At 59.4% G+C, this 19,528-nt stretch carries 16 protein-coding genes, 1 tRNA gene and 1 pseudogene; 5 read left to right on the top strand and 13 right to left on the bottom strand.

What is annotated here, in order from left to right:
• Positions 1-162: 162 nt before the first annotated feature.
• From NKH71_RS33000 to NKH71_RS32985, 4 genes are all read right to left on the bottom strand, one after another.
• Positions 163-1,341: an acyl-CoA dehydrogenase family protein gene (locus NKH71_RS33000; protein ID WP_352896539.1), complete on the bottom strand. Its 1,179-nt coding sequence runs from the start codon at positions 1,339-1,341 to the stop codon at positions 163-165.
• Positions 1,342-1,421: 80 nt separating this feature from the next.
• Positions 1,422-4,397, bottom strand: a complete 2,976-nt coding sequence (locus tag NKH71_RS32995; protein WP_352896537.1) for an amino acid adenylation domain-containing protein — start codon at positions 4,395-4,397, stop codon at positions 1,422-1,424.
• 47 nt (positions 4,398-4,444) lie between these two features.
• Positions 4,445-5,467, bottom strand: a complete 1,023-nt coding sequence (locus NKH71_RS32990; protein WP_352791575.1) for a TubC N-terminal docking domain-related protein — start codon at positions 5,465-5,467, stop codon at positions 4,445-4,447.
• 297 nt (positions 5,468-5,764) lie between these two features.
• Complete coding sequence (locus tag NKH71_RS32985) at positions 5,765-6,376, bottom strand: 4'-phosphopantetheinyl transferase family protein (RefSeq protein ID WP_352896534.1); 612 nt, start codon at positions 6,374-6,376, stop codon at positions 5,765-5,767.
• 302 nt (positions 6,377-6,678) lie between these two features.
• On the opposite strand from NKH71_RS32985, the gene NKH71_RS32980 reads away from it, so the two are divergent.
• Positions 6,679-6,846: a hypothetical protein gene (locus NKH71_RS32980; RefSeq protein ID WP_352896531.1), complete on the top strand. Its 168-nt coding sequence runs from the start codon at positions 6,679-6,681 to the stop codon at positions 6,844-6,846.
• Positions 6,847-6,918: 72 nt separating this feature from the next.
• On the opposite strand, the gene NKH71_RS32975 is transcribed toward NKH71_RS32980, so the two are convergent.
• From NKH71_RS32975 to NKH71_RS32950, 6 genes are all read right to left on the bottom strand, one after another.
• On the bottom strand, positions 6,919-7,344 hold the full coding sequence (locus NKH71_RS32975) for a hypothetical protein (RefSeq protein WP_352896530.1): 426 nt from the start codon (positions 7,342-7,344) through the stop codon (positions 6,919-6,921).
• Entirely contained in the window at positions 7,341-7,583 is a 243-nt protein-coding gene (locus NKH71_RS32970) for a PAS domain-containing protein (protein ID WP_352896528.1), read from the bottom strand. Before NKH71_RS32970 ends, NKH71_RS32975 begins: the two co-directional genes overlap by 4 nt.
• 85 nt (positions 7,584-7,668) lie before the next feature.
• Positions 7,669-7,753: transfer RNA gene (locus NKH71_RS32965), tRNA-Asn, on the bottom strand.
• A 252-nt stretch (positions 7,754-8,005) separates the two neighbouring features.
• Positions 8,006-9,295, bottom strand: a complete 1,290-nt coding sequence (locus NKH71_RS32960) for a GNAT family N-acetyltransferase (RefSeq protein ID WP_352791582.1) — start codon at positions 9,293-9,295, stop codon at positions 8,006-8,008.
• Positions 9,296-9,501: 206 nt separating this feature from the next.
• Positions 9,502-10,377, bottom strand: a complete 876-nt coding sequence (locus NKH71_RS32955) for a class I SAM-dependent methyltransferase (protein WP_352896525.1) — start codon at positions 10,375-10,377, stop codon at positions 9,502-9,504.
• Between the two features lie 186 nt (positions 10,378-10,563).
• Positions 10,564-12,513: a polysaccharide biosynthesis/export family protein gene (locus tag NKH71_RS32950; RefSeq protein ID WP_352896522.1), complete on the bottom strand. Its 1,950-nt coding sequence runs from the start codon at positions 12,511-12,513 to the stop codon at positions 10,564-10,566.
• A 201-nt stretch (positions 12,514-12,714) separates the two neighbouring features.
• Between NKH71_RS32950 and NKH71_RS32945 the strand changes: the two genes are divergently transcribed.
• From NKH71_RS32945 to NKH71_RS32930, 4 genes are all read left to right on the top strand, one after another.
• Positions 12,715-12,909: a hypothetical protein gene (locus NKH71_RS32945; protein WP_352896519.1), complete on the top strand. Its 195-nt coding sequence runs from the start codon at positions 12,715-12,717 to the stop codon at positions 12,907-12,909.
• A gap of 779 nt (positions 12,910-13,688) precedes the next feature.
• Positions 13,689-14,510 carry a LuxR C-terminal-related transcriptional regulator gene (locus NKH71_RS32940; RefSeq protein ID WP_352896516.1) on the top strand — a complete coding sequence of 274 codons (822 nt, stop codon included), beginning with the start codon at positions 13,689-13,691 and terminating at the stop codon, positions 14,508-14,510.
• 394 nt (positions 14,511-14,904) lie between these two features.
• Positions 14,905-15,054: a hypothetical protein gene (locus tag NKH71_RS32935; RefSeq protein WP_352896514.1), complete on the top strand. Its 150-nt coding sequence runs from the start codon at positions 14,905-14,907 to the stop codon at positions 15,052-15,054.
• Between the two features lie 413 nt (positions 15,055-15,467).
• Positions 15,468-15,764 (top strand): hypothetical protein, encoded by a 297-nt coding sequence (locus NKH71_RS32930; protein ID WP_352896512.1) that lies wholly within the window; start codon positions 15,468-15,470, stop codon positions 15,762-15,764.
• 651 nt (positions 15,765-16,415) lie between these two features.
• Here the strand turns inward: NKH71_RS32930 and NKH71_RS32925 are convergent.
• The 3 genes and pseudogenes from NKH71_RS32925 to NKH71_RS32915 all read right to left on the bottom strand — a co-directional run.
• Positions 16,416-17,183 carry a LuxR C-terminal-related transcriptional regulator gene (locus NKH71_RS32925; protein ID WP_352896510.1) on the bottom strand — a complete coding sequence of 256 codons (768 nt, stop codon included), beginning with the start codon at positions 17,181-17,183 and terminating at the stop codon, positions 16,416-16,418.
• A gap of 929 nt (positions 17,184-18,112) precedes the next feature.
• Positions 18,113-18,817 carry a Crp/Fnr family transcriptional regulator gene (locus NKH71_RS32920; protein WP_352496223.1) on the bottom strand — a complete coding sequence of 235 codons (705 nt, stop codon included), beginning with the start codon at positions 18,815-18,817 and terminating at the stop codon, positions 18,113-18,115.
• A gap of 592 nt (positions 18,818-19,409) precedes the next feature.
• Positions 19,410-19,528 (bottom strand): annotated as a pseudogene (locus NKH71_RS32915) (protein-L-isoaspartate(D-aspartate) O-methyltransferase); the annotation flags it as partial.

Below are 19,528 nucleotides of genomic sequence, written 5' to 3'. Positions count from 1 at the left end.
ATCGGTGATTGCAACGTCACCACCGTGCCATGGCCGCTCGCCCTTCAGAGCAAGCGCCGTTCTCTCTCCAAAACTTTTTGCAGAACCTTCAGGACACTATCTCCCTTCACGCAGCCCTCCTACAATCAACGCCAGAGCGATGCCCTCACTGCCGCATTAGGCTCACGACATCGACGCGACCACCTCCAGCATCACCTCCGTCGCGCCGCCGCCGATGGATAGGACGCGGGCGTCACGCGCTATGCGCTCGATCGGGCTCTCGCGCATGAGGCCCATAGCGCCGTGGAACTGCACGCACGTATACGCAACCTCGTTGACGAGTTCGCCGCAGATGGCCTTCACCATCGAGACCTCGCGCAGGCAATCTTCGTCCGCCGCCATACGCCAAGCGGTGGCATAGAGAAACTGGCGGCCTGCCTCCACCTTCGCAGAGAGCATCGCGAGACGTTCACGGATCGCCTGCATGTCCCATAAGACGCCCCCGAATGCGCGGCGAGCTTTCACCCAGGCGAGGGTCATATCGATCGCCGCCTCGGCCGCCCCTATCGCCATGCCCGCGAGGACAAGGCGCTCGTTCTGGAAGTTGCGCATGATGGAGTAGAAGCCCTGTCCCTCCGCGCCGAGCACGTTCTCGGCGGGGATACGGCAACCGTCGAAGACGAGCTCCGCCGTATCGGAGCAGCGCCAGCCGTGCTTGTCCAGCTCGCGGGCGACGCTGAAGCCTGGCGTGCCCTTCTCGACGAGGAACATCGTGATCCCGTGGCTTCCTGCCGAGGGATCGGTCTTGGCGGCGACGCAGTAGAGATCCGCGTGGACGCCGTTCGTGATGTAGACCTTCGTGCCGTCGAGGACGTAAGAGTCGCCCTCTCGGCGGGCGCGCGTGCGGATGGCCTTCACGTCCGAGCCCGCATCCGGCTCCGTGATGGCGACCGCGGTGATCACCTCGCCGCTGATAATCCCCGGCATCCAGCGGGCCCGCTGGGCTTTGGTCCCGTCGTGAAAGACATGCGCGGAAGCCATGTCGGTATGGACCAGCGTCACGGCGGCGACGCCGCCATAGGTCGAGCGCCCGAGCTCCTCGGCGAAGATCGTGGATGCGACGGCGTCCATCTCGGCACCACCATACTCGGCCGGGTAGCGGATGCCGAAGAAGCCGAGTTCGCCCATGCGGCGCAGGATCGGACGGGGAATGAACCCGTCCTCCTCCCAGCGATCCGCACGGGGCTTGATCTCCTCCTCGACAAACCGGCGCACCTGGTCGCGTAAGAGCTCGTACTCCCCCGCCGCCCAAGGCAGCCCCGGTTCTCGCGCCGGTACCCAAGCTTTGTCCATCATCTTCATCCGCTCTGCTATGCAGTCCAACGCAAAAGCTTCCGTCCGGATTGGTGCGCCCTAAGGCCATTCGGAGGCCTTCCGGCAAGCTAGAGTTCGATTTCCTCTCTCGGTCCTTCCGAGACTGAAGGGGCTCCGGAATCGGCCACCCAGAGCATTCCGTCGATCACTTCCGCCAGTCCGGCCACTGTCGGGCGCTCGAAAAGGTTGCGAAGCTGCACGTCGACGCCGAAGCTCTGCCGCATGCGCGACACCGCCCGCATCACCAGGAGCGAGTGTCCGCCCAGGCCGAAGAAGTTATCGTCACGGCCGATCGACCCGACCTTGAGGAGATCGCACCACAGCGCGGCCAGCGTCTTCTCGGTCGCCGTCGAGGGGGCGACGAAGTCTTGTGCAGGCTGGATGTTTTCCGCCGTCGGCTCGGGAAGCGCAGAGCGGTCGATCTTGCCGTTGGACGTGAGCGGCATCCGTTCGAGGCGAACATACTGCGTCGGAATCATGGACTCCAAGAGTTCTTCGGCGAGGTGGGTGCGCAGGTCCGCCACGGTCAGGGGTTTGGACGAGACATAGTAGGCCACAAGTCGTGCGATGCCGTCTTCAGCCGCTGGCGGTTCGACATAGCCGATTTGGGCCATGATCTCCTTGATGCGGGATAGGTCCAGCTCGTCGTTGAGTTCGTCAATGGCTTCATCGCGCGTCTTCTGACCGAGACGCACATCCCAGCTGTAGGGAAGGGCGTAATTGTGATGTCCCCGCTGCTTCTTATGAACGTAGATGCCGACATCGTTGATGAGACAGTTCGTGGAGCGTCCTGTATCCGCAGGCCGATCCCATCCCGCCTGCGTCTTCAGGAAATCGAGCATGTCCTCAAGAGGGACGCTCCAGTAGCGGTAGAAGTCGATGAACTTCACTTCCTCGAATACTGAGTCGTTCCGGAAGGCATCCACGTCGAGATAGCGCGACACAGCATCCTCGCGGCGGTGATACTCCTTGCGCGCCTCGGCGATGAGCGCGTCCAGACGGGCCGGATCGTAGTCGTCCCGCTTGAAGACCTCCTCGGTCAGGCGCGTCTCAAAGAACTGGCCGCGGGACAACCCAGTCACGATGTACCCGATCCCTCGTTCGCGGGCGACGTTCGTGGCCAGGGTGTAGATCGTCTTGAAGCAGCCGTTGCAGACGTTCGCGAACCGTTTCAGGCTGTCGACGAAGATCTCGTTCATATGCGGCGTGCTTCCCCAGTGGTGATCCACGCCGAGGGAGTTCACGAGCCGCCTGATATTGGCCTTTGCTCCTTCCGAAATGAAACCGTTGTCAAGGGTGAAGGTAAGCGGCTTCACCCCCATGGCGACGAGCTTGCACACCATAAAACTGCTGTCTTTGCCGCCGCTCAACAGCACGATGCAGTCGTAAGGTCCCTTTCGGTTAGCCTGCATCTCCGCGATGAGAACCTGGAGGTCGTCCGACGTTTTGAAATAAGTCTGCGCCTTGTCGACATAGGTGTCGAAGGCCCGGCATAGATTGCAGACGCCTGCCGCATCGAATGTCGTGCCGGGCAGGCCGGACTCAACACCGCACCGTTCGCAATAACGCACTTGTGTCGCTGGTTTCGCCACCAAGGTGGCGATAGCAGCGACAGCGCATTCCTGAACGTGCGGGTGCTTTAGAAGCCGCGCTTCGATCTCGCCCAGCTCGACACGCGCGCCACCAATCTTCACCTGATGATCGGCGCGGCCGAGAAAGTCCAGGCGCCCTTCCGAGTCCCAGCGGGCGAGATCGCCCGTCCTGTACAGCCGCAGCTTCGAAAACCCATCTCTCGGATCGACGGCCGTGAGGAAACGCTCGTCGGTCAGGTCAGGGCGATTGAAATAGCCTCTCGCGAGACCGTCGCCGGCAATGAACATCTCACCGATGATGCTGCGGGCAGTGGGCTGATGTGCCTTGTTGAGCACGTAGATGCCCGCATTGGCCGCCGGAACGCCGATCGGCACCGATGCGGATTGATCCCGGTCGATGTCGAAACGGTGAATCATGCAGCCCACAGTGGCTTCGGTTGGTCCGTACTCGTTGTAGATCTCGATAGGATGGGGGACGGCTTTCGTGATATCGCGAGCCAACTCGGTCTTGAAGTCCTCGCCACCCACGATGAACTTGCGCAGCCTTGTGGTCTCAAGATTGCGGTCGCGGATCATCGCGAGATGCGCCGGCGTCAGCTTCATGATATCGACGGCATTGTCGTCGATGACCTTGAGCACGACCATGCTCTGGACTCCGGGATCACCAAGATAGACCACGATGCGGCCGCCGGTGATGAGTGGTGTGAAGAGCGTCGTGACGGTCAGATCGAAGGCGAGGGATGAGAAAAGGGGCCATGCGAGACGTTCGCCGCAACTGTATACCCGAGCGGCCCACCCAATGTAGTTCACCAGATTCCGGTGCTCGATCACGACGCCCTTGGGCGTGCCGGTCGAGCCGGAGGTGAAGATGATATAGGCGGCGCCGTCCGGAGTGGCAGCGGACGGTCGGGCCGAGTCCGGCTGATTCAAAATCGACCCGAAATCGGCGTCGAGCACGAAAATGTCGGCAAGGTTCGGGGAAATGACGGATTGCAGGCGCGCCTGAGTGATCGCCACCGGCGCCCGCCCGTCGGTCCCGTTGGCAATGTCCTTCAGGATTGTTGCCAGACGCCCCTTCGGCGTTGCCGCATCCACCGGCACATAGGCTGCGCCTGACTTCAGGACGCCTAAGATTGCGACGACGACTTCAATGGAGTGCTCCATGAACACAACGGCAATCCGACCCGGCCCCACGCCGGTCGATGTCAGATGCGTGGCCATCTGGTTGGAGCGTTCGTTGAGCTGCTGGTACGTCAGCGTTGCATCGCCGAAGCGGATCGCTTCAGCGTCAGGACTACGCGTCGCCTGGTCGCGGAAGAGATCGATGATTGTCCTGTCCGACGGGTAGGGCGCTGCCGTGGCGTTGTACTCGACAACCAGCGCCTGATGATCGGCATCTTTCAGCAGGGGAAGCGTTACGCCCTCCGCCGCGATAGGAAGGACTTCATTCATGAGATACGGTCCCCATTGCGGAAATCAAAAAAATCAAATCACGTCAATCATTCAGCTTTTTGGGTTGCCCGGCGAAAAAGCTCTGCAATGGCAGGCGCGTCCGGTTCTTCCAGCATAAGGGGACCGTTGCAGTCCTCGGGCCCGAAATAAAATTCGGCATGCGGCACCACTCGAAGCCATCGGTGCGGTGCTGCGCCCGATCGCAGCCAAGCCTTGTTCGGAAGAAATATGCATACTCGACCCGAATACGGAGTGGGAATGTACCGCCGCAAAGCCGTGATCGCCGTCGATTTGAGTCGAGCTCTGCTCGCCAGCACCGGATCTGTCGTGACAGGCCCTTTGCTTTTGCGAACGAGGGGCACGAGGGCGGCGCGGACGCGCTCGCCGAGATTCCGGAGGCGACTGCCGAAATATCGGAGACGCGCGCCGAATGTCGGCAGCTTCGCCATCTCTCGCAGGCACGAATCGGCGCTACGCCTGGTATAGAAATACAGCAGACGCGGCAATTCCTTATAGGTGGTGGGGTGAAGAGGGCCAAAGAGCGCCATGCACGGGACCTCCGCTCCGCGTTGACCCATCATTTTCGCCAGTTCGAAAGCGGTTGCAGCGCCGGAGCAGTAACCGGCGATGATATACGGACCGGTGGGCTGATATTCGACGATCTGGCGGGCGAAGTACTCCGCGATATCTTCGACGCGGTCCATCGGCTCGCTCTGCCCATCGAAGCCAGACGGTTGGAGTGCGTAAAACGGTTGATCGCCGCCCAGGTGCTTCGACAGGTCCGAGAATGAGAAGGGCGCCCCGATATGCCCGGGTACGGCGTAAATGGGCGTGCGTGTTCCGCCTGACTGCAGGGGAATGATTGCAGGCTGTTGCCGGGCCGCCGCCGTGGCCATATTCAGAAACGCAATGATCTCGCCCTTCCGGTCCCGCAACTGGTCGCGAAACTCCGCCGTCAGTGCGCCAGCTGGGGCGTTGCACCGCAGCCGGTCGCCCTCCACCCAGATCTTGATGTCCTTGACCGCGAGGTCTGCGAGAAGCTCCGGGAACTGCATCACGTCCGCCGACATAGGCCTTCCGATCACTTTTTCATGATTCACGACGGAAGCCGAAGTGGTTCCCGCGTCCCAGTCCCTCCAGCACGACGGTTTCATCGATGAAACTGCCGCTGTTTCTCCATACGCCCGGGACATGTCAGTGAAGCGCTGTCCCGTGTTCTCAACCGCGACCCACGGCGAAGTGTGGGGAACAAGTCCGGTTCGAATGAACTTGCGTGCAGTCCAATGGAATTGGTTGAGCTCCTCGTTATCCGCAGTGCATCATAAGTGAATAGTGGCATCGCGGGCACTTCAATTCCGGACTACCACTCAATTCCGGACTACCACCGTCCCGATGTACCCAGGTTTCGGTACGAACCTATGGACAGCCCATTCCCTTTCATCCCAAGAAAGGGGCTGTCCTAAGCCGCACCCCAGGGCCTTAGAGATAGCCTCCAGCCGGGTCCAGCGCCGGAGGAAGCCTTCCAGCCGGTCTTCCGGACCAAGGGCGGTGTAGGACCCATACTCGGAGGCAGAAAAGCAATGCGCTGCGATCTCGTCCGCTTCGGGCACAGGGAGAACTGCCTCGATGTCCACGCCGACCTCCTGCCTGGTCGAGAGGGCGACGACCGCGACATCTCCGGATCGCGAGACGCTGAAGCGCAAATCGCGAGCAGGCATGCGGTGCGAGAGGTGGGGTTTGCCTAGGCGTCCATATTTTAGTTCGACGTCGGACGGCGAGATTCCCAGTTTGGAGGCGAGGACCCGGCGCAGCTGCCCGCGGGTAACGATATAGCGGCGGCGGTCCCGCTCCAGTCTCAATCCCTCGGCGCGCCGACGTTCCTCTTCGTTGAGGCAAACGCCTATCTCGCGGATGACGTCCTGCTCCGCATCGAGCATGAATGCCAGGATCTCCAAACCATCATTCTCGAGGACCGGCATTATGATCCCGGGTCTCAGCTCGACTTTATCCAAGTTTGGAGGGGGGCGGTGCCGGTCCCGCAAGAGGCTGACTGACGCCGAATCTGACGGGTCGAATTGATCGATGTCCCGAGACAGCATGAAAATTCCAGCTCGCCCAATGCGCCATGGCCCTCGTCCCCGCCCGCGCCAGAAAATTGGATAAAGTCGAACTCAGGGCAGCAGCCAGAAGTCATACGTGGATTCCGATCGCTGGGAGCGCTCATGCGCACAAGTGCAATTCTTTCTAATGAACGGCAGCGCCATTCTTGCGGATTTCCCTGATGAAACAACCACGTAAGGGCGAAAGCAAGGAGCGCCTGGTGGCTATTTCGAGGTATGGATGGGCTACATCAAAAGACCCAGACATGCTGCTGCTCGCAAGGGGTCTGCCGGAGGCGAAATTGCCAACTTTATCTTGCCGGATTGACAATGAACTGGCGCTCCAATGATCCCCTGCTCTGACGAGCAAGGCTGCTGCGCCGGGTTTTGCCAAAAAGCAGTTACCTGGATGCGGAATTACATCAGATCAAAGCAATCTCCGCGCTTCGCTTGTGCGGCCGAGTGAGCGCCTGGGCGATAGGCTTTTGCTGCTGGACGACGGAAGTCTCCCGGCCTCTCCGCGCGGCTTTATGCCTTGTGGAAGACTTGGTTACAGGGGACGACGCGATAGCGCTGTCAGTAAAGATCCAATTCGGATTACCTCTTCTGAGTAATTGATCGGTTCTCAATAGGTCCGCATCGCCAGTCCGTTCGAACATCGCCGATTCGGCTTGGTTTCCACAGCGGATCCGGCTGGCGTCCTGCTCGGCGGTGGAGGCACGCAGATAGAGTTGGGCGAGGCGGGCGGCGACCTCGACCGTCTTTCCGACGACCTTGGATTCGCCGCCCCGGGCGACACGCGCCAGTCCCGCATTGTGGGCGTTGTGCAGCCGCTCGGGGACGATCATGTCGATGGGTACCCGATCATCTCCGCAAGATCCCACCCAAACAGCGTGCCGGCCGCATGGTTGGCGAACCGGATGACGCCGTGGACGTCGATGGTGAGGATCGCAAGCTCCGTGGCGCCGGCAGAGCCCATCATCGACCGCAGGCGATCTCGCTGCGGCGCAGCTCCAGCTGCTGCATCACGAGCGCCGCGGCCGCTGCGGTGAACCTCGCCCTGCCGGCGGCGGATCAGGTGGACCAAGGGTACTCCTGCACGGGCAGAAAGAGGGCCGAAAGCCCCTTATTCAACGGCTTAAAATGATGGCTACGCGGCTACTTGTAATCTATGGCTCCAGCGGTAGGAGTCGAACCTACAAGCCTTTCGGCGTCGCATTAACCGTGCGGTGCGTCTACCAATTCCGCCACGCTGAAACATAGATTAGAGAGCCCGCCGCGCGAACTGGTGCTCTGATCCCGAATTGAACGGAATACGCGCTGTGCTTATCCGGCGCTGCCGATAGTCCAAAGTGGCCAGCACCGACAACGGTCACATCGCATAACGTAAACAAATCCAACCTCCCCTTGGTCCTCGCCTTCCGAAGGGCCGAACCCGCCGATCGATTGTGGAAGAGCCTGCCCCAATACTTGATATAAAGTGGGGGCTCCCTTTTTTCGGTCGACGCTTCAAGCCGCGGCCTGTTTCATGTGAGCAGCAATGGTCCCTAGCACCCGCTTGGCACCGCGCAGCTGTGCCTCGATGCGGCGCTCTGGACTGTCTCTGCCTATTGCGATCCACTTCATGGGATGCTCCGCATTGGCCAGGTGGGACTTGTGCCCGGCGAAGCCTGCCAGAAAATCGTAGCCGCACTCGCCGCGTCCGATGCTGTCCTCAATAGCCAGCACATGGCTGATAAGCCCTGGCTTGAGCCGGCCATCGCGCTCATAAAGAAAGCCGCTTTGATAGTTGAGAACACGGCCGTCACACACGAAATTGTAGAGGACCCCGACTGTCTGGTCCCCGGCCAACGTCTGTGAGATGCGGACGGTCCCCGTGGGAACGCCGCGCGCAATGAGTTCCTCGTGAAATCGACGGAAGCTCGGGTTGGCAAAGGCTCCCCTGCGTCCCCATCGCGCCTGATGAAGCTCGGCCAGCAAATCAAACGCGGCGAGCGCCTCCGATGTCACTTCGACAGTCCGGAACGCAACGGGGCCGCGTTCCGCATATAACCGCATGGCACGGCTTACCGCTTGGCGAGTATTGCGGCCTAATGTGGCGCGGTAATTTGCGCCTTTCTGGCGGACTTTGGCGAAATCGATCCACCGTGCCGTATCTTCTGCTTTCACCTCGGTAAGGAGCCCGGCCCGGCCCGCGGTGCGACAAGCGGCCAATTCGAAGTCGGGATCGATTCCGGAGAACACCAGTTGGTCAGAGCGGCGCAAGTGATGCGCCAAGGCCTCGACGCATGCCGCTCGAGTGGCATCGGCCAGGGATCGCTCCGCAAGAATATCGTTATACTCGATGAACAATCGATCGAATCGAACATCTCCGGTTTCATTGAGCAGCCAACGCGCCCGCGCATGCCGCCCGAAACTCCACGCCCTCCGCCGGCAAATAATCGCCAAGCCAACGATCCTGCTTGACGTCCGAGCGACTAGAACATGTGGTTGCGCGCCCCCCGGCAGATGCCGCAGCCAAGTTCCGATCCAGAGCCAGGACAGATAGAATGAGTGCGTTGCTCGCGCTTCGAGCTCATTCCAAGCGGTCTCGAGTGTCGCGATGTCCGGCAAAGCCTCCACGGTAACGTCGATGACCGTATCCTGGCGCATGGCTTGTTCTACTGAAGCCACGCGATAGGGTTCCGCACCGATGGCTGAGACACCAAGAGGTCCTGATATACAACCATCTTCCTGATACTTTGCGCATTGCGGCGGGAATGCCAGGAGTATCCTCGCTGCACGCTGCTGTTCGTCCATGGAGCACCCGGGGTTTTCCTGTTTGGAGAAGACTTCATGTCGGGAGGCGCTAAAAGTGAAGACCCTATTCTTGACTACTCACGGAGAGCCTAGTCTATGCCGGCTGGAGGAGGACGAGCGACCGCTTCACACGGGGCCTTTTAAAGCGGCCGGGACCAGCGAAGGCGTTTCCGAGGCATTGTCTGGAACCGCGGCGGCTCGCGCGCTCATTTATAGCCGAGCAGGCGAATCCCCATCAGATGCCGAAGAACCGAATTCGTAGGGGGCCTCGATCGCCGCCGCCAAACTCCTTGCATGATCATTTCGAGCACGATCCCAATTTTGGCAGGAACGAGCACATTGACGGCCCCAGTGCCGAACAGCACAGCCTGCTTTCGAAGGCCAATTCCCGTAAACGCGCGTGACAGCTCACGATAGCTATATTCCTTCAGGTGGAATCCACATGCAACGTTGTCAAAGTATACCGAAATGTCGTGAGGACCCGTAACGGCGTTTGGAGTGATGCAATAGTAAGCACCGCCGGGTGAAAGAACACGATAGACCTCGGAAAGCTGCCTTACTGCGTCGTCGGGGTGTAGGTGCTCCATCAACTGATCGCTGAACATAAAATCGAGACTATTATCGGCGAAAGGTAGATGAATACCGTCGATCCTGACGAATTGAAAATTGACGGGCTTCTCCCCAAGTGGCAGTAACGCGTCAGTTACGTCGATTGCATTTACTGACGAGCAATGACTGCACATGCTGAGGCTAAGCTTACAATCACCGGCCCCCAATTCGCCGAAACGCGCGCCTTTCTGGATAAGCGTTCTTAGAAGGGTGGTCTGAAGATTGACTAGACGATCATCTCTGTATTCATTTCTATTTTGGGGATGATCTTCAAGGGAAGTAAAAAGTTTGCCGTACACTTCAGCATAGAGGCTGAGCCGAGCGTCTTGATCTGAATTCAGCAGCTGAGCAGCCAGAGCTTTCTCGATTTGATAGTGCGCAAATATCCGCTCGGGCGTGCGCGCGTCGTGACAAAATTCCGAAATCTTTGACCAATCCCGCTTGATAGGCACCTGTATCCCGTTCGATGTCATCTCACTGCACCTTTGTCAGTGATCCGAACTCCTGAGCGGAGGCGGACATGCTCGTTCATGAAGCGGCTCAAGCTGTCGGCGACGGCGAGTGGTCGTTTCGCTTCCCACTTCGTCCCGACGAGGTCACTACGCAGACCAGCCATGCAGACCAATCTCCTTGCCGGGCATCAATTTCGGACCGATCCTCTACTGCCTCACCACGCGGGAAGGCTCGACATCGTTGGGGTTGGACGCGGCCGGCAAGCTCTCGCTGGTCGGCGACGAGGTCGGGACGGGCGAACCGGCCGGCTCTCTTGGCTCGTTTTCGCCCACGATGATGTTGACGAGGTCGCCTGGCTGCAACAGGGTCATCCCGACAGAGTCAATGCTGACCGGCCCGGCTGCCGATTGCCGCACGATTTGATAAGTTGCGCTGTTCGCGTCCTTAGCAAACTGGACGCGGGTCACCGGCAACGTGTACAGGACGCCTTCGCTGGCGTTCAACTCGCGCATATTGGCCGCGATCTGGCTCTCGATGGTCTCGATCTCGATCTCGAGATCGTTCCTGAGGTCCGCCCGGGTCCGCAACACCTCAGACTCCAGCGAAGCGAGGCGCTGCTTGGCGCTTGCGTATTGGTTAAGGGCGTCCTGCCGACGCTGTTCCGCGTCGGACAACTCACTCTGGATCTGATCCATCACCGTCATGCTGAGAACTTTGCGGTCCACGAGCGTGCGCATGCTGTTGACGCGCTCCTGGCGCAGCTTGACGAGTTCGTCGAGCGACTTCATGCGCCCATAAGCGACAACATCCTGCTTAGCCGCCTCCAGCGCACGCAGGTTCGCGCGCTCGCGATCCTTGCGGGCCGTGGCGACGGCCTTGCGCCGCTCGCTCTGCTCGTTGACAAGGTTGGCAGCTTCGGTCGCGCCGGCCAGTTCCAGCAACTGGCGTGGGATGGTGGGTGCCGTACCGTCGCGCTCGGCCTTCAGCACCGCCGTGCGCGCGAGCAACTTCAACATGGCATCGATCGCCCCGCTCCGCTTCTGGGTTTCACGCACGGCTTCGATCTTCTGCCACGGCTCGCTCTCGGCGCGGTCGAGTCCGCCGGCCAGCGCGATCGCGTGCAGGACCGTCATGCCGGCCGCGTATTTGAACGAGCCTGGATTCTTGACCGGTCCCAGTACGTAAATGGGCGGGCGCTCCAGCGGCAGGATGTTGACCAGTCCCTCGCGGCCCACCAGTTGATTGAAGGTTTCCGCTAAGTCGGCCTGTACCTGCTGCGTCGACCGGTTGGCGACCGGAATGGAGCCAAGCAAGGGCACGGAAATCGTGCCGTCCTCTTGGACAATATATTCGCCGCTCAGTTCCGGACGCTGCAGGATGCCGTGCAAGGCCGAGGACGCGCCCCCCCACTTGTCTTCCTCGACGTCGACGCGTTCGTAGAAGGCGACCTTGAGGCGGTCACCGACGCCAAACAGGGCTCCGGTTGGCATGCCTGGTGCCTTGCTGAGGGTTTTGGGGCGCTCGGCACTGGTGGGAACGGCAGGGACGACGCTCCGCTCGATCAACGCCGCGGCCGATGCATCCGGTCCCGTGCTGAGGGCTTGGGGGGGCTCAGCGCTAGCGGGGACCTCAGGGACGGCGCTCCGTTCGACGAACGTCGCGGCCGACGCATCCGGTCCCGACACGATCGCACGGGAGGGTTCGGCCGTGGCGTGGCCCGGCTGTTCTTGCCAGCTATCGATAGCAGCAGACACCTTCTGCATCACGGCTCCGGAGACATTCTCGACCCTCTGCACCACGGCTTCGGAGACATCCTGGATCCTCGGCACCACGGTTCCGGAGACATCCTCGACCTTCTGCATCGCGGCGTCGGAGGCGTCCGTGACCTTTTGCACCACGGCTGCGGAGGCATCTTCGACCTTCTCCATTACGGCTCCGGAGGTATCCTCGACCTTCTGCAACACGGCTGCGGAGGCATCCTCGACCTTCTCAATTACGGCTCTGGAAACAACTTCGATGGGCTCCCAGTTTCTGACCGCTCCCGCTCCCAGGACGGCGACCCCCAAGACAAGCAGGACGGCCTTCATTCTCCTGCGGCGGGCCGCCTGTGATGAGGGAGTGACGGGCTCGGAATTGTATTTTGCATCCATGGCCATGGCGCGTGGCTTTCACTTTCAATGGTAGCCAGCCCATCCCGAAGTCGCGAGCATTCGGTCGACGAGGAAGGCTCTGCCTTATCGTGGCCCTTCACCGCTAGCGGCACAACTATCCCTTTGTAGGCACTCCCTCCGGATAAACGCCCCCTCCGGCGAACTCGTCCAATGAGCAGATTGCTGCGCTGAAGGAGAACCCCTTTGATGGCAAACGGGACAAAGGCGATCGAACGCAACGAAGAGCCGGAAATAGTGGTCCGACGCAGCGTCTCGAGCCCCCTGTGGCCCCAACATGCATTCGCAGAATGGCTGGCCGTCTCCAACTTCGTCGTCCTGGCCCTGGAAAACGAGCCGATCACGATCTCCGGCTCCGATCATTCTGCTACGTCGATGACCTGATCGACGGCTGACCCGCCTGATGACTGAAGAGGCGAACCTCGACGAAGCCGCCAATCTTGGCAATTCTACCGCGGTAGCAATAGCAGAACTGGCCCGCCTCACTCATTTCTCTCGCCGGATCTCACCCAAAGGACTTCCCCGGCAGCGCTGCCCGGATGTCGGCCGCCCCAGGGGACGCGCCAGGCAACTCCTCTATTGCTCACCGCAGGTGCATCGCAAGGAGCGGCTCGGCAGTCCATTTCGATGCCCGAAGGCATCCGTGCTTCCGTGCTGTTGTGGCCGCTGCGCCGCTGCCAGCCGTGGCACATTGCTCCTCAAGCTGGTGAAGCTCGGGCGCTGGTCAGGATCAGCGCGCGCCGCGTCAAGATCGCCTTCTCCTCCGCCTGCGCCGTCCATCCCAAAATGGCGGCTGGTCGCGGCGCGGGTCGCCTGGGCCAGCGGTTCTCCCGCCTGACACGCCGCGCCGCCCCGCGCCAGACCGGCGGCAGCACCACCCATGCCCCACGGGAGACCAAGCCCGGCAACTCTCGCGGCCCGCGCATCCGGCGCCACGATGGTGCTGGGTGCCGCCCGGAGCGGCTGAAAGCCAGGGCTCGCACCCCTCACCAAGGCCTCAGGCTTGAGAATCCGGGGTAGCCCTCGACGAAGCTAACCCTACGCCTAAAGAGGGTGTTCTTGTCCAGGGTTTTCCTAGCGTAAGGTAACACGGTCAAAAAAGAAACTATGCGAGGAGCGCCTTGCGAGACGTGCGTACCTCAATCGCGTCAGGGGAGGCTACGATGACAACGAAATCCTTGATGACCACAAAGTCTTTTATAACAGTGCTTGTCAGCCCAAGAGAGTTACTCCGAGAGGGCCTTGTTCTAATTCTGGATGCAGCAAAGTTTCGCATTCTTTTCTCTGCGGCTTGTGTTCACGACCTTCTGCAGAAGCCGCTACCCAAGCACCGGTCCATCTTGCTCATCATGGATGTCGACGGTACTGATGCGGATGCTGGATTCGCACAAATTGCAGATTTTAAAGGGATTTATCCGACCAGCCATGTCGTTGCGCTAGCCGATCACTGTCGACCGAACGATATAGTTTCAGCCCTTCGTGCGGGGGCTGACGCGTATTTGACAAAAGTTGCCGCTCACGACACCTTCATCAAAGCTCTCGAATTGGTTATGCTAGGTCAGACGGTGCTACCTGCAGAAACTTCGACGTTTATTCAGGACATAAGACATGGTCTGAAACATGATGCGGTACACGAGTTTACAAATGTGGCTGTTACAATGGAGAACGCTGATCGAGAACCATCAATGTTGTCAACTCGGGAAGATTGTATTATACGTTGCTTGATCGGAGGGGAGTCTAACAAAACAATCGCGCGCAAGATTAACATCGCCGAAGCGACAGTGAAGGTGCACGTGAAGGCCATCCTTCGAAAGATTCGGGTCGGCAACCGTACCCAGGCTGCAGTTTGGGCGATGAACCATGGTATGCTCACTTCCGCTCCGTCAGGGACCGAAAAGACGGCAACTCAGCCTTCTCCCCATCCGCAAGAGCTACTTGAAGCACAAAAGGAGTACCACCTTGTCAAGAACACTCATCCGATGTGACCGCCTCCGCGTCTTGACATATCGTCCTTCGGACTGGTGACCTGTACGCTGCATTATGCTGCCGCACGAAGGAGACCCCGGTCGACCGATGCGACCTGCTACCCAGCACATTAGTTCCCGATGCTGAAAACCGCAATTTTGAGATGGTCTCAGGTCCCCGCAACCACACCTTTCTACGATGCACTTTTCCAAAGCTACGCCCCGATAAGAGGTTCCGCGATCAAGAACGCGTAGGTTCAAATCACCGCCGCGATGGTAGCGAAGGAAGGTAGAGACGGGATCGCAATGGGGCGCTGCGGTGGACCCGCCAACGGCACCACGACCCGGCCTTTGTGATTGCCGTCGCGGATTTCGAAGACAGCTACTTCCCCGCCCACAGCCGATCGATAAAGCAGTGGCTGACGGATGTAAGATCACGGTTCATCCCGACGTGGTGTTAACCCAGGCCAGGTTCGACGCCCATCAGGGCCAGCGGGAGGTCAACCAACTGACCTGGAACGTCTTCCGCGATCATCTGGTGCTCGAATGCCGCCCCGAAATGTGACGGCGACCTTTGCCAACCCAATACCTACGTGCCGCTCACGGCCGACGTGCTAGAACGCATGATCGAGCTCCTCGACAAGCACTTCGGAACGCTCCAAGGACTGGTTCGACCGCGAGACACTCGCTGGGCTTGCGAGATTGCGCGCAATGGAATGCCGGGCACCCGAGCATTTCGCCGGGACTTTCACGCTCCGGAAGGCCAAAATTCTTTAGCAGTTTGCACACATTCTCTCGCAAAAAACTTGCGGGCCGACCATCGAAAAATGGAGTGGGCCTTGAACTCATCGGGCGATCTGCTAACTATTCGTCTACAGCGGTCCGGCAAAAAGACATCTACAAGGAAAGACAGTACAGAACTGGCCATTCGGGCCGACCGTTCTTACTATCCATTTTGAAGTTGAGGGATTCATCAAAGTGGGCGAAGCAAAAATTGCTCATGGATTTTCGTTCAAGAAAGCCCGGATCGGAACGGTCGAGGGCGGAGAATCCGGGGTTCTGGTGTGGAAATGGGACCAACTGGTCGCGGTCCTTACTCAGATCGACGAGGAAGCCTACTCCACGAAGGGCAAATGGTTCCTTGAGACAGGCTTCGGGCTGCTGAGCGGGCAGCACAAGAATTTCGATACGATCGAAGAAGCCATAAGATGGGTGGCCAGACACACTTTCCCTGACACTTCAGATGAATCGGCGGATTCAGCGGCAGGAAGTTAACCCGAATCCCGGTCAGCTTCCGAGCTGGCGGAAGTCGCGCATTTCCCTTTTCAAGCGGTCGTCCTCCAGGCCAGTTTCCTGTTGGCTGGAATCTTCTTGGCTTTGCGTGCCGCCCTGTGCGGGTCCCAGCGAAGCCCTTCGGCGACACCTAGACCCGTTTGTCAGACGGCCGTCACCTTATTGGTCCGCAACCGAAGTGAGGTCGTGCTCATCACCGCCAGTCACCGTCGGCGGCCGCTATCATCTTCATGACAGCCGCCTCGTCGCGGGTGCAGCTGATGACGAGAGCGGGATGAGCACTCCACGCCTGAATGTCCTGCAGGAACACGGGACGGTATGTCTACGCCGGCTTGCCGTCGGGTCGAGCGCCGAGAGCTTCTGCGGCCGCATGCGGACCACTGCCTCTGACACCGCCCCCTTGGAACAGCTTTCCAGAGGACTGCAGAACAAGATCATCGCGACGAAGCCGGGCGCTTCGGAGCACCCCGCCAAAATCCCCTACAGCATATTATCAGAAAGCTCGGGGCAACGATCCCACCGGGGCGGGGGGCCGCTGTATCTCGGGCCGCTCCCGGATGCCATTCACTGCAACGGAGATCCCCCGACTTTCACTAAGACGGCCCGCCGGGATTCACCCGAGGGCTAGCCGTCTTATTGCTTGGGATACGCTTCAGCAGGAGTTCCTTTCGCGAAGAGATCGTTGACTTTGTAGGCGACTTCCGTGCGGTTGGTCGCCTTCAGCTTCTTCATGATATTTCGGATGTGGACCTTCACGGTGCTTTCGCGCAAGTTCAGTTCGTAGGCGATGATCTTGTTCGCCTTTCCGCGCCGGAGCGCTTGGGCGACCTCGGCCTGCCTGAGCGTGAACATGCCTGTCAAAGGCTGCGTGTCGCGGCTGCCCGAACCTATCAGGTGGCGCATGCAAAGGACACTGCTCGCCGGGACGAAGATGCCTCCCGCTGCCGCAAGGTTGATAGCCTCGACACAGACATCGATTTCGACCGAGGTCGGAATGTAGCCGCGTGCGCCGCATTCGAGAGCGGTCAGTATGTGTGCAAGGTCTTCGGTGTCGGCCAGGATAACCACAGGGACTGATTTGAATTCGGACGAAATATGCCTAATCTCGTCTGCGATGCCATGATCGGTGACCTTCCGGCCGCCAAGGTTGAAGAGTATGGCTGCGAGGGGAGGTGCCGAGCCCTTCTTCACGCGCCATTCATCGATCGAACCCATGGCGGCGATCTCCATGCCGAGTTCGTGGTCCGCGAGAGCCGATGCGAGACAGTCGCGGCCTAGAGCCCTTCCGTCCAGGATGAGGAGGCATCCCCTGCCTCCTTGGCCGTGGAGACTTTCCGTTCCGCTGGACAGCACTCCTGACCGATTGGCCGTGTGTTTATGCCGTCCTGCTGTGGAACCCATGTCAATCCCCAATCTTTTCGCACAAGCCGCGTTGCGGCTGCCAAAACACCCCTCATTCTTCGCAATCTGAAAGCTTGAATACGCTGCCCTGTGTTTGAATGCGCTTGTGATCGAACACCCAGCCCTTGTGAAAGCGTGAGGCTCACCCAGCAGTCTTCAGCAGTTCTTCGCCCCTAGCCGAGAACAGCTTGTGCAGCCTATCGTCTATTTATAAGCGTTCTCTAACATAAGTTAATTTTTAGAAAATTTCGCGTCGACGGTCGCCTGAGGCATGTGTTGAGACCGCGTCACCCCGCCTTGAAGCTCCCGCGAGTTCGATCGTGACGCGCAGGTCCGGTGAGATTCAATCTCTTTGGCCATGTGCCAACCGTTGAAACGATTCCCGACCGCTCAAGGAATGCCAAGGAGTGGGATAGCTCTGCGAGGTTGACTAACCGGGTAGGCGATGATGCCATTCTCAGGAATGGGACCGCTTAGCCACCCCAAGCCCAGCAGCCATTCGAGGGAGGATCGGTAGTTCCTCGCGATTGTGGACGAGAATTCCTGAAGGTGGATATTGGCATGACCAGGGCGCAGTTCGTGGCATCCTTGGCCCAGCGTTTTAGGTCCGAGAACACCCGGCTGTATCTGCCGCAGTTTATGGGCAGCTTACACGCATTTCGGCAGCACGTTCTCCTCATGCGATAGGCCATGGTGCCGTCGGTCATGATACTCGGGCCTTTGCGGCTGCCCTCGTCAAGATAGACTGCGGCCAGGTAAGCCCACTACCAGCCCGGAAAACATCGTCTGGAACTGCTCCAGCGACGGCGCACTGTCGTCTTCCAGCAGAAATTTTGCTGATGGCCTACGCGCTGGCGCCCAGCACCGCGCCGCAGGCGGCGACGCGAAAGTTCGCGAGACGGTTGAACCCGAGCTAGAGGGAATAACCTTTACCTGAGGTACTCGCTGTCGAATCCGGCTGTCTTGACCAGCTTCTTGCGGTTGATCACCTCTACATGGCCTGCCTTGAAAGCGACGAGATCGGCCTTGCGGAGTTCCCTCAACGTCCGATTGAGGTGAACGGTGGTCATTCCGAGGATGTCGGCCAATTCGTGCTGGGTAAGGGGACACTCATATCTTCCATGGGCCGACAGGCCAACGATCGAGAGCCTCTCCTCCAACTCGAGCAGGAAATGGGCGGTGCGGCTCATCGCGTTCCGCCGCCCGGCATTCATGAGATGTTCGGCAAGGATGGCGTTCAGGCGGGCAAGGGAGCAGGCGATGGTCTTCCCAAGGCGGCCTTCCGACAAGATGGCCTCTATCAGTTTCTTGCTGGAAATTTCATAAACAGCTAGTTCGGTTATAGACGCCAGGGACGCTAAACGGGGTCCGTCCACGGAACGGAAACCGACAATGTCCCCCCGCAGAGGAGTGTCGATGATCTGCCGTTCTCCGTCCAGTAGTCCGCGGTAAAGGAGGGCCCAACCCGATTTTACGATGAATATCCCATCGTTGTTGTCATCCTGGCGGGATATCACCGAATGGGGTTTGTAAATTCTTGCGGTAACACCGAGAAAATCGTTGTTACCCCAATCGTCCTTCGAGAATGTCCCCCCTACGGGATGCGAGTGTATGAACTGCAACAGTGTTTGCATGTTGCTTCAATTTCCGCACAACGTACAATAATTGCTCCCGCACGAGTTTGACAGAAGGACCACCCACGGTAGAGGCAGCATGGCCTACTGTCCTCGTCTGTTCGAATGAGGTAGACTGCGTTTAGATCAAGGGGTTGCAAGCATCAGGCGGTCAAGTCTTCCGGCTTCGGCGAGACGATCTACGCCAAGCCCTGCAGAAGTGTGGTGAGATCATTGCTCAGCAGCAGCTAGCCTGCACGAAGCAAGGGCGGAGCCTATCCAGACTCGCATCTTTACGAGCACTTCGGGCTCGTACGTCTGACCCGACTTGGACGTGGCGTGTCGTGGGTGAAGGCGTGAGTACTTGTCCGAGAGCCGGATGCGGGAGATCTGCAGGTCCGGTTCGATGAGCGGGGTGTGGAAACGGAGCCAAGGTTGAATCAATAAGGCAGGGCCAGACGAAGGGGCGGCAAACAGATATGTTCAACCTACAGCCATTGCGCCACACCTCGACTCTACCGTTTCTTCGCGTTCACCAAGGGCGAAGAAACGCGGAAGGCTGGCATCTGATTGACGGTCGGAAACGCGCGGTCGCGCCAGTTGTCGCACCTCATTAGACCGTTTCGAGCCGGCTGAACCGAACCGGGATGAGTTTGCGAGTCTTCAGTTGCCCTGCCGCATCCTTGTCGATGACCGTCAGAAACTGTGCATTTTCAGATCCCAAAGGCAGAA

The sequence above is a fragment of the Mesorhizobium sp. M0983 genome (assembly GCF_040318975.1).
In the GTDB taxonomy this organism is placed as follows: Bacteria; Pseudomonadota; Alphaproteobacteria; order Rhizobiales; family Rhizobiaceae; genus Mesorhizobium.
This window is presented reverse-complemented; position numbering and strand designations above follow the sequence as displayed.